This is a genomic window from Streptomyces polyasparticus (genome assembly GCF_014493765.1).
GTDB lineage: Bacteria > Actinomycetota > Actinomycetes > Streptomycetales > Streptomycetaceae > Streptomyces > Streptomyces polyasparticus.
In genome coordinates this window covers 272,206-286,579 of the sequence record NZ_JACTVJ010000012.1, presented here as the reverse complement: position 1 = coordinate 286,579, position 14,374 = coordinate 272,206, and the positions used below count along the sequence as shown (strand labels likewise).

The following is a 14,374-nucleotide window of genomic DNA, read 5'->3' as shown; positions in this document are numbered from 1 at the left end:
GAGACCTCACCGAGGAGATGGGTTGTCATGGAGACCCTGGCGCACTTCGCAGACGGCGGGCCCGGCCCGTGGATCCTGTTCTTCCCGCTGATCTGGGCGGCCGTGGTGATCGGCGTGGTCACCCTGCTGCGCCGCACCGTGTGGCCCGGGCGGCGCGGTCCGTGGCGTGAGGGTCCCGACGCCAAGGGGCCGATGAGCGTGCTCGGCCACCGCTTCGCCTCCGGCGAGATCGACGAGGACGAGTACTGGCGGCGGCTGACCGTGCTCGAGGAGCAGTTCGGACGCGGCGACCGCGGCCGGGCCAAGGGCGGTGCGGCATGAGCACCATGACGGACATCGCCGCCGCGGCCCGGGTCGTCGACGCCGTGAAGGTGTACGGCGCCGGCGACACCGAGGTGAGGGCCCTGGACGGGGTGAGCGTCGACTTCACGGCCGGCCGCTTCACCGCGATCATGGGGCCCTCGGGCTCCGGCAAGTCCACCCTCATGCACTGTGCCGCCGGTCTGGACACGCTGAGCTCCGGCTCCGCGTTCATCGGCGACACGGAACTCGGTGCCCTGGACGACAAGCGGCTTACGCTGCTGCGGCGCGACCGGGTGGGGTTCGTGTTCCAGGCGTACAACCTGCTGCCGACCCTGACCGTCGCCGAGAACATCACCCTGCCGATCGATCTCGCGGGCGGCAGGCCGGACCGCGAGTGGATCGACGCGCTCGTCGACGTCGTCGGCCTGGGCGACCGGCTGCACCACCGGCCGGCCGAACTCTCCGGCGGACAGCAGCAACGCGTCGCCGTGGCACGGGCGTTCGCCGGCCGGCCCGACGTCGTCTTCGCCGACGAGCCCACCGGAAACCTCGACTCCCGTGCGGGCGAAGAAGTCCTCGGCCTCCTCGGACGGACCGTACGGCAGATGGCCCGCACCGTCGTGATGGTCACGCACGACCCGGTGGCCGCCGCGCACGCCGACGAGGTGGTCTTCCTCGCCGACGGACGGCTCGTCGACCGGATGGCCGCGCCCACCGCCGACAAGGTGCTCGACCGGATGAAGGCCTTCGACGGCCGCACCGGCACCCCGTCCGCCGCGGCACGCGCCCAGGGAGGACCGTCATGAACACCGCCACCGCGCGGCTCAGCCTCTCCTCGCTGCGCGCCCACAAGCGCCGCTTCACCGGCACCTTCACCGCGGTGTTCCTCGGTGTCGCCTTCCTCGCCGGCACACTCCTGCTCGGCGACACGCTCAAGGCCAGTTTCAGCTCGATGTTCGGCAACGCCGCCGCGGGCACCGACGCCGTCGTCCGCAGCGCCGACACCATCACGACCCCCGGCGAGAGCCAGGGCGTCCGGAGCCCGGTCGACACGGAACTCGTCCGCCGCATCGAGGAGTTGCCCCAGGTCGCCGCCGCGGCGCCCGGCATCCAAGGCGCCGGCCAGCTCATCGGCAAGAACGGCGATCCCGTCGGCGGCGCGGGCCCGCCCACGCTCGCCGGCAACTGGATCGCCGACCCGCAGCTCAACCCGTATCAACTCGCCGAAGGCCGTGCCCCGGCGAAGTCCGGTGAGGTCGTCGTCAACCGCGGCGCCGCGAAGAGCGGCGGCCTGAAGGTGGGCGACACGACGACGCTGCGCACCCCCGACCCGGTTGAGGTGACCGTCGTCGGCCTCGCAACCATCGGCGGCGCCGACGGCATGGGACAGGTGACCTTCACCGGCATGACCCAGGCCGACGCGGAGAAGTACCTCACTCCCAACCCCGGTGAGGCGTCCTCCATTTCCGTACGGGCAGGGCCCGGCGTGGAGCAACAGGAACTGGTCCGTGCACTGGCTCCGGTGCTGCCCGCGGGAGTCGAGGCCATCACGGGCCAGGAGTCCGCCGAGGAGAACACGGACTACATCTCCGCGCAGTTCCTCGACCTGTTCACCGTGTTCCTGCTGGTCTTCAGCGGGATCGCACTCCTCGTCGCGACCTTCTCGATCCACAACACGTTCACCATCGTCGTCGCCCAGCGCACCCGCGAGAACGCCCTCCTGCGCGCACTCGGCGCCTCCCGGCAGCAGGTCGTCGGCGCCACGCTCATCGAGGCCGCGGCCGTCGCGGTTCTCGCGTCGGCGGCCGGACTGCTGGGCGGCATCGGCATCGCCCTCGGCCTGCAGGCCCTGTTCCCGGCGATCGGATTCCCCTTCCCCGAGGGCGACTTGGTGATCACGGCCATGGCGATGGTCCTGCCGCTGCTCGTGGGCATCGTGGTCTGCCTCGGCTCGGCGCTGCTCCCCGCCGTACGGGCCGGACGCACCGCGCCCCTCGCCGCCCTGCGGGAGAGCCAGGTCGACGACTCCGGCGCCTCGCGCCGGCGTGCGGTCCTCGGCGGAGCGCTCGGCGTCCTCGCGGTGGGCATCACGCTCACCGGTGTCCTGGTCACCCCGTCGCTCTGGCTGGCCGGTACCGGCGCCGTCCTGGCCCTCGTGGCCTTCGTGGTCCTCGGCCCCGTGGCCTCCAGTCGCGCCGTACGGATCCTCGGCGGACCCCTCGACCGGCTGCGCGGTGTCACCGGCGGTCTGGCCCGGCGCAATGCGCTGCGCAGCCCCAAGCGGACCGCGGCGACCGCGAGCGCGCTGATGATCGGGGTCGCGGTGGTCGGCCTGTTCACCGTGTTCGCCGCTTCCCTCAAGGCGACCATGGACCAGACCGTGTCCCGCTCCTTCGCGGGCGACGTCGCCGTCAGCGCGCCGGCCTTCGGCGCTGGCGGCAGCGGCCTGAGCCCCCGGCTCGCGCCCGCCCTCGCCGACCTGCCCGAGGTCGAAACCTCCGTGGGCCTCGGCAGGGGAGTGGCCGAAGTCGACGGCGCGGGCCGCCAGTTGACGGTCACCGACCCGCAGGACCTGGCCCGCGGCTTCGACCTCGGCACCGTCGACGGCTCACTGGGCACGCTGGGCCGCGACGGGATCGCGATCGCCCGCGACGAGGCCGGCGACCGTGGTCTGGCCGTCGGCGACACGACCGAACTGGCCTTCACCGACGGAAATAAGGAACCCTTCACCGTACGAGCCGTCTTCGACCGGTCGGAACTCGCGGGCGACTACGTGATCACCCGGGAGGCCTGGGCACCGCACCGCGCACAGGACTCCGACACCCTCATCGCGGTCACCTTCAAGGACGGCGTCACCGCGGCCGACGGTCGTGCGGCGGTCGAGCAGACCGCGGCCGCCTACGGCGACCCGGAGGTGCAGACCCGCGACGAGTACGCCGAGTCCTCGGCGGGCGGCATCGACATGATGCTGACGCTGGTCTACGCCCTGCTCGCCCTGGCCGTCCTGATCGCCCTGCTCGGCATCGCGAACACGCTCACCCTGTCGGTCCACGAACGCACCCGTGAACTGGGCCTGCTGCGCTCCGTCGGCCAGACCCGCGCCCAGCTGCGCGCGATGGTCCGCTGGGAGTCGGTCCTGGTCGCCGCGTTCGGCACCGCGGGCGGTCTGGCGCTCGGCGGTTTCCTCGGCTGGATCCTGGTCAAGGCATCGGACGGCGCGAGCGACAGCGCGTTCGCCTTCGCCCTGCCGCCCCTGCAGCTGTCGGTGGTGGCCCTGGTGGGTCTCGCCGCCGGAGCACTGGCCGGACTCAGGCCGGCGCGGCGGGCTGCACGGCTGAATGTGCTGCGGGCCATCGCGACGGAGTGAACTCGTGTCCGTGCGTCAGGGGTCCTGCCCGAGGCGGGACTCCTTCGCGCTGCGCTGCGGCTCCGACCTTGGTCGGGTCGCCCATGAGGACGCGTGCTCCCGTGCGGACGCGTGCGCGCTCCCGTACGGAGGCATGCGTGCCCCCGTACGGCAGGGAAGATCACCGCCCGGTCAGCCCACCACGGCCGGCCGGGCGGGAGTCTCGGTGAACGGAATCGCACCGTGTGCGGGATACGCCGGCAGTGCCACCGCGGGCGACGGCGCGGGCAGCGTGAACCACACGGTCTTGCCCGCCGGACCCTGCGGCCGCACGCCCCAGCTCTCGCTGACGGCCGCGACCATCGCGAGCCCGCGCCCGCACGTGGCCAGCGGATCGGCGGCGCGGATCTGCGGCAGACGGGGGTCGTGGTCGTGCACGGAGACGGTGAGACGGTCGAGCAGCAGCTCGATCTCGACCGTGCACATCTTGTCCGGCTCGGCATGCCGGTGGACGTTGGTGAGCAACTCGGTGACGCCTAGCGCGGCACCTTCGATCAGCGGATCGAGGTGCCAGTAGCGCAGCTGCGCCGAGACGATTCTGCGGACTTGCCCGATCCGCGACGGCAGGGCCTGGAGCTCCACCGTGCAGTGCCTGCTTGGCTGGCTGATCACGGTTGCGACTCCCCGAAATTGAGTCCGGAAGAAGACGGCAAACGCATCCGGAGTCACCTCCGGATGTCCCACTGTGGCTGCCTGCTGGGCGGTGGCTGGGTCTCAGCGTGACCGCCGTTGAACCCTGAGTAGCGAGGTGAGACCAGGGTGACTCAGGGGATGGGCCTGTGCAACTTGCGTGACGGAACGCGAGGTCACCCGGCGGGGCGCGCACCGCGGCGGCGCTTGTCGTCCGGGTGGATCAGCCGCGCTTGAACCGGCCGGTGGCCTGGCGCACGGCCTCGATGAAGCGGCTCGCGGCCGGTGGTCCCGATTCACCGGGCGCCGGGTCGTGTTCACCCAGGGTCAGCGAGTAGCGCGTGCCGTTGACGGTCGCCACCGCCTTGTCCTCGGGCACGAACCAGGGCTGCCCCGCGCGCACCTGGGTCAGCGGCGCGCTGTCGATCTCGCGGCCGCTGCTCGTCAGGAGCTCCAGGCGGCCGCCGGCGATCCGCACCTGTCCGGCCCGCGTGAGCGAGCGCAGGCGCCGGCCGATCCGTACGCCCGTGGCCCTGAACTCCGTCTCCGCCATGAAGCTCGCCCCCAAGCATCCGCCGTGGTCCGACCCCGCCGCGCACGTCCGGGTGCCGGGGCGGTGCTGGCAGTCTGCCCGCGATACGGCCCGAGCACCAGTGCCCCTCAGGACGTCGCACAACTGTGCGCGGGTTGCGTGTTCCCGTGCTGTGGACCGGCGGAGTGAACTGGTCACCCCAAGGGGGCCTTTGGGCCGCTCAAAGCGATGTTTGTGCAGGTGAGAAGCGTGCGTTGGCTGTCTATGCTTGGGGCGGCAGGGCGGCTTCGCCGAGACGTCTTCAGCGGGCTGGAAGAGCCCGGCGGGACCTCCGGCGGGCAGGCGGCAGACAAGGGAGCGGCGCGGTGAGCACGGTGGAGAAGCCTCAGAACCCGGCAGTGATGTCCACGATCGATGTGGACCGCAGCGACCTCACGTACCGGCACTGGCTCAAAGAAGCCGTGCGCAAGGTGCAGGCGGACTCCAACCGCAGCGCCGACACCCATCTGCTGCGCTTCCCGCTGCCGGAGCAGTGGGGCATCGACCTCTACCTCAAGGACGAGTCGACGCATCCCACGGGAAGTCTCAAGCACCGTCTCGCACGTTCGCTGTTCCTGTATGGCCTGTGCAACGGCTGGATCCGGCCCGGCGCCCCCGTGATCGAGGCGTCCAGCGGTTCGACCGCGGTGTCGGAGGCGTACTTCGCGAAGCTGATCGGGGTGCCGTTCATCGCGGTGATGCCGCGTACGACGAGCGCCGAGAAGTGCCGCCTGATCGAATTCCACGGCGGGCAGTGCCACTTCGTGGACGACTCGCGCGCCATGTACGAGGAGGCGGCCGCGCTCGCGGAGCGCACCGGCGGCCACTACATGGACCAGTTCACGTACGCCGAGCGCGCCACCGACTGGCGCGGCAACAACAACATCGCCGAATCGATCTACCAGCAGCTGAAGTTGGAGCGCTACCCGGAGCCCGCGTGGATCGTGGCGACGGCCGGCACCGGCGGCACCTCGGCGACCATCGCGCGCTATGTGCACTACATGCAGCACGACACCCGCATCTGCGTACCCGACCCGGAGAACTCCTGCTTCTTCGACGGCTGGGTCAACGGCGACCCGGGCTGCACCAGCGACTGCGGTTCGCGCATCGAGGGCATCGGCCGGCCGCGGATGGAGCCGAGCTTCGTGCCGGGTGCGATCGACCGCATGATGAAGGTGCCCGACGCGGCGAGCGTCGCGGCCGTACGGGCCCTGGAGGCGGCGATCGGCCGCAAGGCGGGCGGATCGACCGGCACCGGTCTGTGGAGCGCGCTGAAGATCATCGCCGAGATGGTCGCCGCGGGGGAGAAGGGCAGTGTCGTGACCCTGATCTGCGACCCGGGCGACCGCTATCTCGACAAGTACTACTCGGACACCTGGCTCGCCGAACAGGGCCTGGACATCGGCCCGTACAGCACGGCCATCGAGTCGTTCCTGGACACGGGGATCTGGCCCGGCTGAGGTCTCACGACGACCTGGAGCGGTGTCTCACCACGACGTGGAGCGGTACCGGTGCCGGGTCACGAGCGCCCGCCGCGGCACCAGCACCGCGTCACGAACGCCCGCCGCGGCACCAACGCCGCGTCTCGACCGTCATGCCCTCGTCCGCGATCTCCTCCGTGAGCGCATCGACGAGGGCATCGACGTCCTTCCGCTCCACGGTCCGTACGACGGCGAGGCAGCCGACGGACCGTACGCCCTCGTCGTCGAGGAGCAGGCCGAAGAAGGCCAAGGCGTCCTGCCCGGGCACCTCTTGGAAGTCGCCGAGCGGCCGCCCGTCCCAGCGGGCGGTCACCAGCGTCGCGTCCGACTCCCGGCTGATCTCGGTCTGCTGGCGTACGACGATCCGGTCCGCGGTGTACGCACCGTATAGACCGCTGCGCCAGTACGGCTCCTGCGTCGCGAAGGCTTCGGCGGCCGCGCGGTCCGCCACCTCGACCACGTGCAGGCTGCCGGTGTGCTCCTCGCCGTCCTCGGACAGCGTCGGACCGCGCAGCACAAGGCGGTCGGCGAAACGGTCCATATAGGACCAGTGCTCTTCGCCCAGCTCGATCAACTGGTCCTCGACACCCGGCGCGTCCTCGGCGTATATGCAGTACAACATCCGCTGAAGGTACACCGGGCAGGATTCCGCCCCATGGGCGACTGCTGTGGGCCTGCGTGGGACTACTGCTGGGCCCGCGCCTTGGCCAGCATCTTGTCGAGCGAGGACACGGCACCGCGGAAGGCCGCTCCCAGACCCGGACCCGCGATCTTGAAGAACGCGCGCAGCGGCGCGGCACCGTCCACGGAGAACGTCCACTGGATCCTGCTGCCCGATCCGGCCGGGGTGATCCGCCACTCCTCGACGAGGTTACGGACGCCGGGAGCGTTGGTCTCGTCGACGCGGTACGCGTAGATCTCGTCGGGCTTCTTGGCGAGGATCGTCTCCTCGAACCTGATGCCGACTCCCAGCACGACCGTGCGGCGCGCACCCCCGTCGTGCGGGGTGGCCCGCTTCACCGAACGGAACCACTTCGGCATCGTCTCCACTTCCTCGGCTATCGCGTGATAGGCCTCGGCGGGCGACGCGCTGATCTCCCGCGCGAACACCAGGCGTACGGGCGCCACTTCGAGAAAGTCGAGTCCCACCGGGCTGAGTCGGCGTGCCATGGGATCCCCCCAGTTGCCTTCCGGAAACGCGCCCGTCGGCCGGGCCCGGTCACCATAACTGAGGGTGTGTCAGCAACGGAAGAACTCTCCCTGCCGATCGGTCCGTACCCCGTGTGGCATGGGCAACTGCAGCGGACGGCACGGAGGTTCAGCCCTCGGACGCCTCCGCGTCCTTGCCCGCGACCACCAGCCGCTGGACCCGGTCCGCGATCTCCTCGCGCACTTCACCGGGCAGGCCCGCATCCGTCACCCACGTGTCGACCTGGTCCAGCTGGGCGAAGGAACTCAGGCCCACCGTCCCCCACTTGGTGTGGTCGGCGACCACCACGACCCGGCGCGCGGACTGCACGAGCCGGCGGTTGGTCTCGGCCTCGGCGAGGTTGGGCGTGGAGAGCCCGGCCTCGGCCGAGATGCCGTGCACCCCGAGGAAGAGCAGATCGAAGTGGAGCGTGCCGATCGCCTGATCGGCGACCGGGCCGACCAGCGAGTCCGACGGCGTGCGCACCCCTCCGGTCAGGACCACCGTCGCCGCACCCTGGCCCGAGCCACCGCTGCGCTGCGCCGAGTGGAACACATCGGCCACCCGCACGGAGTTGGTCACCACGGTCAGATCGGGCACGTCGAGCAGCCGGTGCGCCAGGGCGAAGGTGGTCGTACCGCCGGACAACGCGATCGCGCTGCCGGGCGCCACGAGCTCGGCGGCCGAGCGCGCGATGTCCTCCTTGGCGCTCAGCTCGAGACCCGACTTGGCCTCGAACCCCGGCTCGTGCGTGGACGCCTCGACCACCGGCACCGCGCCGCCGTGCACCTTCTCCAGGACCCCCTGGCGGGCCAGCGCGTCCAGGTCGCGTCGCACCGTCATGTCGGAGACGCCGAGCTTGCGCGTCAGTTCATTGACGCGGACCCCGCCGCGGCGCCTGACCTCGTCGAGGATCAGGGCGCGGCGCTGCTCCGCGAGGAGGTTCTGGTTCTCGCTCACGCCCGCTCCCACTCCGGTCAGCATGTCGAAAGAGCCCTCATCTTTGCACGTGACACCGCATTCGGTTCCGGGCGGTCCGAGGGATGGGCGCGAAACCGCACACCGCGGGGAGATTCCGTGACGAGGGGTGCACACGCGCTCTCCGGGGCGGGATCCTTGGCTCGCACAATTTCGCTCAGTACGTACGTGACTCACGGGGGAGCTGCTGACCGGTGCAGCGTGCCACGGCGGAGAAGACCGCTCTTGAACTGCTCGTCCACGGGGTGGGCGGCGCCACGCCCGAGAAGATGCTCGGCGACCCGCGCACCGTACGGGTCACGGGTGATGACACCGCTGCGGTGTACCGCCGCACCGACGACGCGGACGCCGAACGCCGCCCCGAGGACTACCGGGAGAAACCCGTCCCCGAGGCCTACGTCTGGTCGGGCCTCACCTCCGGCAACGGCGCCCGCGCCCTGTGGCTGCTCCTCGTGCCGTTCATGGTGGCCAACCTCGCGCACTGGATGCGTCCGAGCGCCCGCGGCCACTCCGGCATCGTGCGCACGTACGGCGTCCTGGTCCGCCTGGTCGGTCTGACCCTGACCGTGCTCCTGGTCGCCGCGGCCTGCGAGGTCGCCCTCGATCTGACCGCCTGGCAGTGCGCGGGCACCCCGACGTGCGCCGCCGAGCGCGCCTGGCTGGGATTCCTGTCACCCGAGGTGTCCGGCGGCGGCTGGTGGAGCGTCCCGGGACGCCGCCTCGCGCTCGCCGCGCTCGTCCCCGCCGCGCTCACCGGTCTGCTCTGGTATCTCTCGCATCGCACCTGGAGCGCGTACGAGTCGGTGCAGCCTTATCCGCACCAGGAGGACCAGCCGGACGAGCAGCACCACAGCGCGCTCTCCCGGCCGGGTTTCTGGTACGGCCGCCCGTTCGTGGCCCGGCTGCGCGCCGCGCACACCGCCGCTGGACTGCTCACGGTCGCCGCCGCCGTCGCCTCCGCCGCGGCGCGCCACGACCGCGAGAGCGGCGGACCCGCACTGCTCGACGTCACGGGCCGGGCGCTCGAAGGCGTACTGGCCGCGGGCGGTCTGATCGTGGTCTACGCGGTGTGCCGGCGCAGCCGCAAGGACAAGGTGGTCGACGGTCATCTCGACCGCCTGGTCGTGACCGTCCTGCCGCTCGCCTCGCTCGCGCTCCTTGCACTCTGTCTGGTGTACGCGGCCTGGGACCGCCCGGACTGGATCTCCACGGGCCGGCTCCCCGGCGACCAGACCTTCGGCGGGATCGCCCTGGTGCAGGGGCTCCTGGTCGTGGCCCTGGCCGTCGTCGCGTGGCTGCTGTACCGCAGCGCCCCGCTGGCGAGCACGGCGCTGCGCGGCCTCGGCGGACCCAGTGTCGCGATGCTGGCCTGCGCGCTCGGCGGCGTGATGTCCGGCGGCGTGGCCCAGCGCGTCGGCGACTGGCTGGACCGCGGCGCCACCCCCGGCGACCCCGACGCGGCGCTGCCGGGCCCGCCGGTCCTGCTGACCTGGCAGGCCTCCGCGATTCCGCTGCTGCTCGTCGTGGTGCTGCTGCTCGTCCTGGTCTTCATCGCCCGGACGCTGCGGCGGCGGCGCCGCGAACAGGCCCGGGTGGAGCGGGATTACGCGGGGGAGCGGCCGGAGGAATCCCGTACGCGGAGGATCGCCGGTGCCCGCGCGCGAGCCGCCCTCACCGACAGCGCACCCGTGCTCATCGGCTGTGTCGCCGCCATAACGCTGCTGCTCGGCGCCGGGGCGCTCGTCGGCGCGTGGACGACCGGCGAGGTGCCCGGCGTCGCGGCGGCCGGCGCGCCCGGCTTCATCGGCGGGGCCGCCCAGACCGCGCAGGCGCTCGGCTCCTGGCTGATCGGCTTCGGCTTCATACTGTTCGTCACCTGGGGCCGGCGCGCCTACCGCGACGCCTCCGCCCGGCGGACCATCGGCATCCTGTGGGACGTCGGCACCTTCTGGCCGCGTGCCGCCCACCCCTTCGCCCCGCCCTGCTATGCGGAGCGCGCCGTGCCGGACCTGACCTGGCGCATGGCCACCTGGACACAGCGGCACGAAGGCCGCCTGGTCATCTCCGGGCATTCGCAGGGCAGCGTCCTCGCGGCCGCGGCCGTCTGGCAGTTGAGCCCCGAGGTCCGCAGAGGCGTCGGCCTCCTCACCTACGGCTCACCTCTGCAGCGGCTGTACGGGCGGTGGTTCCCGGCGCACTTCGGGCCGGCCGCCCTCACCGCACTGCACCGGGAGGTGGACTGCTGGCGCAACCTGCACCGGCCCACCGACCCCATAGGCGGACCGATCGGCCTGGAGGGCGAGTGCGGTCCGGCGGTCGACCATCCAGCGCTCAAGGACCCCTTGGCGTACGGGCGTACGCAGGCCTGTCCGCTGCCGGCGCCGATTCTCGGGCACTCCGACTACCAGGCCGACCCGGCCTTCGACGAGGAGCGCGAGGAGCTCCTGCAGCGTCTGCGGCCCCCGGCGGCACAGGGGTTGGGAGCCGTTCCGTCCCAGCCCGGCCCCGACCCCGAGGAGACTCAGGGGAGTTCGGGCAGGTCCTCGGGATAGAGCAGGGTCAGGTCGTCCGTGTTCACCTCGGCGAGCTGGGCGACCCGGCCCGCATGCCGCTCCACCATCGCCTCGAAGGTCTGGCGCGCGGTACGTCCGTTGCCGAACGCCGGACCCTTGGGCAGCACGGTGAAGTACTTGAGCAGCGCCTCGCCCGTACCGGAGGCGAGCCGGTACTCGTGCTCCTCGGCCTGCTGCTCCACGATGCTGAGCAGCTCCTCGGGGGAGTAGTCGCCGAAGGTGATGGTCCGTGAGAAACGGGAGGCGACACCGGGGTTGACCGACAGGAAGCGCTCCATCTCCGCCGTGTAGCCCGCGACGATGACGACGACCGCCTCGCGGTGGTCCTCCATCAGCTTCACCAGGGTGTCGATGGCCTCACGTCCGAAGTCACGGCCGGAGTCCTCGGGGGACAGGGCGTAGGCCTCGTCGATGAACAGCACGCCGCCGCGGGCCTTTTCGAAGGCCTCCTGCGTACGGATCGCGGTCGAGCCGATGTGCTCGCCGACCAGATCGACCCGGGACACCTCCACGAGATGGCCCTTGTCCAGGACGCCGAGGGCCGCCAGGATCTCTCCGTACAGGCGCGCGACGGTCGTCTTGCCGGTGCCCGGGGAGCCCGTGAACACCAGATGGCGACGCGCGGACGCCGCCTTCAGACCGGCCTCCTGGCGCTTGCGGCCGACCTCGATCATGTCGGTGAGCGCCCGCACTTCCCGCTTGACGCTTTCCAGGCCGACCAGCTTGTCGAGCTCCCCGAGCACCGCCTTCGAACTGCGCACGGGCACGGCCGACGCCTCCTGCTCGGTGCTGCGCTGGCCGGGGATCGACCCGAGCAGTCCGACCGTCTGCGTGGCGGTCTGCACCGCCGTCTCCTGGGCCGCCGGCCGCACCCCCGCGCTCTCGTCACTGGTGCAGTCCTCGACCTGCGGACCGTCCTCGGCGAACTCGTAACCCCCGCGCGCGCAGCGCTCCGTACGGCATTTGCGCAAGGTCGTACGGCAGCCGTCGAGGACATGGAAGCCGTAGCCGCCGCTGCCCGTCACCCGGCATCCGTGGAACGAGCCGCGGCCCTCGGCCGACACATAGAAGCCGGCCTCGGCGGGCGAGGTCACCGTGCAGCGCTCGATGGACGGATCGGCTCCCTTGGTGACGATCACACCCGTCTGCGCCGCGTCGATGGTGCAGCCGCTCAGCGTGCCGCCGCTGCCGTGGTCGCGGAACCAGGCGCCGGTCGCGGCCTCCCGGATCCGGCAGTCGTCGAGCTGGGCGGTGGCACCGTCGCTCACCGACACGGCGGTGTTGCGTACTTGGGAGAGATCGGAGTCGACCACGTCGGCGCGCGAGCCGCGGTCGAGGACGAACAACGCGTCGGGCACATCGTGCACCCGGCAGGCCTCGAGGACCGCCGTCGCGCCGTCGCTGACCCAGACCGCCGGGTAGTCGCCCGTACTGTCGTGGATCTCGCACTGGTTGGCGTCCACACGGGTGCCGGGGTCCCAGACCGAGAGGCCGTTGCGCCCGAAGCGGCTCACCGTCGAACGCGTCAGGGTCAGCACCGAACGCGAGCGCAGATCCACCGCGTTCTCGGGGATGTCGTGCAGCCGGCAGTCGGACAGCGTCAGCACCGCGTCCGTGTCGAGGGTGACGCCGTCGGCGGTCGTACGGTGCACATCGCAGTCGGTGAGATGCGCGGTGGCCCGGGAGGTGACCTGGATGCCGGCGCCCTTGATCTCGTACACCTCGCAACCCAGCGCCTCCAGCGCCGAGTTCTCGCCGGTGACGCTCAGGCCCGCACCCGTCGCGTGATGCACCCGGCAGCGCTCGAGCCGTGGATGCGCTCCGCCGCGCACGGCGACGCCGGTCTGCCCGGCGGCCACGACCTCGCACTCCTCGAAGACCCCGCCGCCACCGTCCAGTACGGCGATGCCGATCCCGGCCGGATTGTCGACGGTGCAGCGGCGCACGGTGGGCCGGGCACCCCCGCGCACTTCGAGTCCGCTGGCCGAGCGCGTCACGATCCGCAGATCCGAGAGCTCGGGCGCCCCTTCCTCCACGAGCAGCGCGGGCGCCGCCGCGTCCTGCCCTTCGAGCTGCAGATCCTGGACGACGGCGGAGGCCCGTACGGTCAGCGGCACCCCGTCCGAAGGCGCGATGCGCACCGAACCGGGTGAACCCTCGGGGCCGCGCAGGGTCACGGCCCGCAGCACCACGAGGTTCTCGCGATACGTACCCGGGGCGACGGTCAGCACATCGCCGTCGCCCGCCGCTTCCAATGCGGCGGCGAGGGAGGCGTATTCGCCGGTGCGGCGCCGCCACCGCGACGTGCCGGTGTGCGTCACCTGGACCGTGCCCTGAGCCATGGCGCTGCTTAGCCCCCACCTCTGCGTATCCGTCACGTCTGCCGCTCCACCGTAGCGTGCGCGCGACGGCCGCATTGACCGGTCCGGCAGGTCGTCACTGTGAGGAGAAACCTATGGCCAGTGCGTGACCGGAGGCCTCAACTGCCGGTTCCCGTACGTCCCCAGTCGGGGCCTGCCTGTGCCCACTCCGTGTCCCACCGGGCGTAGCGGCGGCGCAGCATCTGCCAGAGGGCGAGACGGCGCAGGCCCTCGACCAGACCGACGGTGAGGCCGGCGGCGCCGATGCCGGCGAGCGCGCCATGGATTCCCGCGGTGCCGGTCGCCATGGGCTTCGCGACCGGACTGCCCTGCTCGTCCACCCAGAGCAGGAACCGGTCGCCGGGCTGGGGGTCGGTCATGCCGCTGGGCACCACACCGCGCTGCCACGTCCCGTCGGGGGCCTGCCAGTCCGCGTGCACGCGGACGCTCGGGTCCCGCTCGGCGGAGGTCTCGGGGTCGGGGTCGAGGCGCGTATGGCCCGAAATTTTGTCTACCGTCGCCTGTACACCATGCCGGGAGTCATGCTGAACTTGGACCGCACGTTGGAGCGCCGCGCTGCTCGAAGCCCCGACCGCGGCCCCGACCACCGGTGCCACGAGCAGCATGGCGAGCAGAGCCGCCAGAGCGACCCAGGCCTCGGCGAGGTCGGTCGCGCGACGCAGCGGGTTGCCCCGCCAGCGCCATAGTCCTGTGATCGTTCGCATTGACTGTGCACCCCTTCCGTGTCCGCGGTGACGTCACGGCACGGTCCCGTACAACAGGTGCCCAAAACGGACGGCATCATCCCCGCGATGACGTCCCTTTTGATCGGCTCCGGGCCCGTCACGGCCACGGGGCATTTCGTGCTGCCCTTGATTCTCCT

General features: G+C 71.5%; 12 protein-coding genes. 5 read left to right on the top strand and 7 right to left on the bottom strand.

Annotated elements, in window-relative coordinates; all coding sequences use genetic code 11:
* Window positions 1-27: 27 nt before the first annotated feature.
* From H9Y04_RS25890 to H9Y04_RS25880, 3 genes are read left to right on the top strand one after another with little or no spacing between them, the layout of a single operon-like run.
* Window positions 28-321 (top strand): SHOCT domain-containing protein, encoded by a 294-nt coding sequence (locus H9Y04_RS25890; protein ID WP_187816410.1) that lies wholly within the window; start codon window positions 28-30, stop codon window positions 319-321.
* Entirely contained in the window at window positions 318-1,109 is a 792-nt protein-coding gene (locus H9Y04_RS25885; RefSeq protein ID WP_187816409.1) for an ABC transporter ATP-binding protein, read from the top strand. The genes H9Y04_RS25890 and H9Y04_RS25885 overlap by 4 nt, the downstream gene beginning before the upstream one ends.
* Window positions 1,106-3,670, top strand: a complete 2,565-nt coding sequence (locus H9Y04_RS25880; protein ID WP_187816408.1) for an ABC transporter permease — start codon at window positions 1,106-1,108, stop codon at window positions 3,668-3,670. Before H9Y04_RS25885 ends, H9Y04_RS25880 begins: the two co-directional genes overlap by 4 nt.
* Before the next feature lie 171 nt (window positions 3,671-3,841).
* On the opposite strand, the gene H9Y04_RS25875 is transcribed toward H9Y04_RS25880, so the two are convergent.
* Complete coding sequence (locus tag H9Y04_RS25875; protein ID WP_187816407.1) at window positions 3,842-4,321, bottom strand: ATP-binding protein; 480 nt, start codon at window positions 4,319-4,321, stop codon at window positions 3,842-3,844.
* Between the two features lie 241 nt (window positions 4,322-4,562).
* On the bottom strand, window positions 4,563-4,892 hold the full coding sequence (locus tag H9Y04_RS25870; RefSeq protein WP_187816406.1) for a hypothetical protein: 330 nt from the start codon (window positions 4,890-4,892) through the stop codon (window positions 4,563-4,565).
* 380 nt (window positions 4,893-5,272) lie between these two features.
* Between H9Y04_RS25870 and cds1 the strand changes: the two genes are divergently transcribed.
* Window positions 5,273-6,370: an L-cysteine desulfhydrase Cds1 gene (gene cds1, locus H9Y04_RS25865; RefSeq protein WP_187816505.1), complete on the top strand. Its 1,098-nt coding sequence runs from the start codon at window positions 5,273-5,275 to the stop codon at window positions 6,368-6,370.
* Window positions 6,371-6,461: 91 nt separating this feature from the next.
* Here cds1 and H9Y04_RS25860 read toward each other — a convergent pair whose 3' ends face one another.
* The 3 genes from H9Y04_RS25860 to H9Y04_RS25850 all read right to left on the bottom strand — a co-directional run bounded on the left by H9Y04_RS25860 (window position 6,462) and on the right by H9Y04_RS25850 (window position 8,540).
* Window positions 6,462-7,013, bottom strand: a complete 552-nt coding sequence (locus H9Y04_RS25860) for a YciI family protein (protein ID WP_187816405.1) — start codon at window positions 7,011-7,013, stop codon at window positions 6,462-6,464.
* A gap of 62 nt (window positions 7,014-7,075) precedes the next feature.
* A complete protein-coding gene (locus tag H9Y04_RS25855) occupies window positions 7,076-7,561 on the bottom strand; it encodes an SRPBCC family protein (RefSeq protein WP_187816404.1) in 486 nt (161 codons plus the stop codon).
* Between the two features lie 148 nt (window positions 7,562-7,709).
* Window positions 7,710-8,540 (bottom strand): DeoR/GlpR family DNA-binding transcription regulator, encoded by an 831-nt coding sequence (locus tag H9Y04_RS25850; RefSeq protein ID WP_187816403.1) that lies wholly within the window; start codon window positions 8,538-8,540, stop codon window positions 7,710-7,712.
* 212 nt (window positions 8,541-8,752) lie between these two features.
* On the opposite strand from H9Y04_RS25850, the gene H9Y04_RS25845 reads away from it, so the two are divergent.
* A complete protein-coding gene (locus tag H9Y04_RS25845; protein ID WP_187816402.1) occupies window positions 8,753-11,110 on the top strand; it encodes a hypothetical protein in 2,358 nt (785 codons plus the stop codon).
* Here the strand turns inward: H9Y04_RS25845 and H9Y04_RS25840 are convergent.
* Window positions 11,080-13,473, bottom strand: coding sequence for a right-handed parallel beta-helix repeat-containing protein (locus H9Y04_RS25840; RefSeq protein WP_187816401.1), 2,394 nt, complete (start codon window positions 13,471-13,473; stop codon window positions 11,080-11,082). The two genes, H9Y04_RS25845 and H9Y04_RS25840, sit on opposite strands and share 31 nt — an antisense overlap.
* A 137-nt stretch (window positions 13,474-13,610) precedes the next feature.
* Window positions 13,611-14,216 (bottom strand): Rv1733c family protein, encoded by a 606-nt coding sequence (locus tag H9Y04_RS25835; protein WP_187816400.1) that lies wholly within the window; start codon window positions 14,214-14,216, stop codon window positions 13,611-13,613.
* Window positions 14,217-14,374: the final 158 nt, after the last annotated feature.

Excerpts from the sequence above, each read along its gene's own strand:
- H9Y04_RS25840 (WP_187816401.1), bottom strand. The coding sequence starts at position 13,473 with ATGGCTCAGGGCACGGTCCAGGTGACGCACACCGGCACGTCGCGGTGG.
- cds1 (WP_187816505.1), top strand. The coding sequence starts at position 5,273 with ATGTCCACGATCGATGTGGACCGCAGCGACCTCACGTACCGGCACTGG.
- H9Y04_RS25870 (WP_187816406.1), bottom strand. The coding sequence starts at position 4,892 with ATGGCGGAGACGGAGTTCAGGGCCACGGGCGTACGGATCGGCCGGCGC.
- H9Y04_RS25860 (WP_187816405.1), bottom strand. The coding sequence starts at position 7,013 with ATGTTGTACTGCATATACGCCGAGGACGCGCCGGGTGTCGAGGACCAG.
- H9Y04_RS25880 (WP_187816408.1), top strand. The coding sequence starts at position 1,106 with ATGAACACCGCCACCGCGCGGCTCAGCCTCTCCTCGCTGCGCGCCCAC.
- H9Y04_RS25885 (WP_187816409.1), top strand. The coding sequence starts at position 318 with ATGAGCACCATGACGGACATCGCCGCCGCGGCCCGGGTCGTCGACGCC.
- H9Y04_RS25890 (WP_187816410.1), top strand. The coding sequence starts at position 28 with ATGGAGACCCTGGCGCACTTCGCAGACGGCGGGCCCGGCCCGTGGATC.
- H9Y04_RS25855 (WP_187816404.1), bottom strand. The coding sequence starts at position 7,561 with ATGGCACGCCGACTCAGCCCGGTGGGACTCGACTTTCTCGAAGTGGCG.
- H9Y04_RS25835 (WP_187816400.1), bottom strand. The coding sequence starts at position 14,216 with ATGCGAACGATCACAGGACTATGGCGCTGGCGGGGCAACCCGCTGCGT.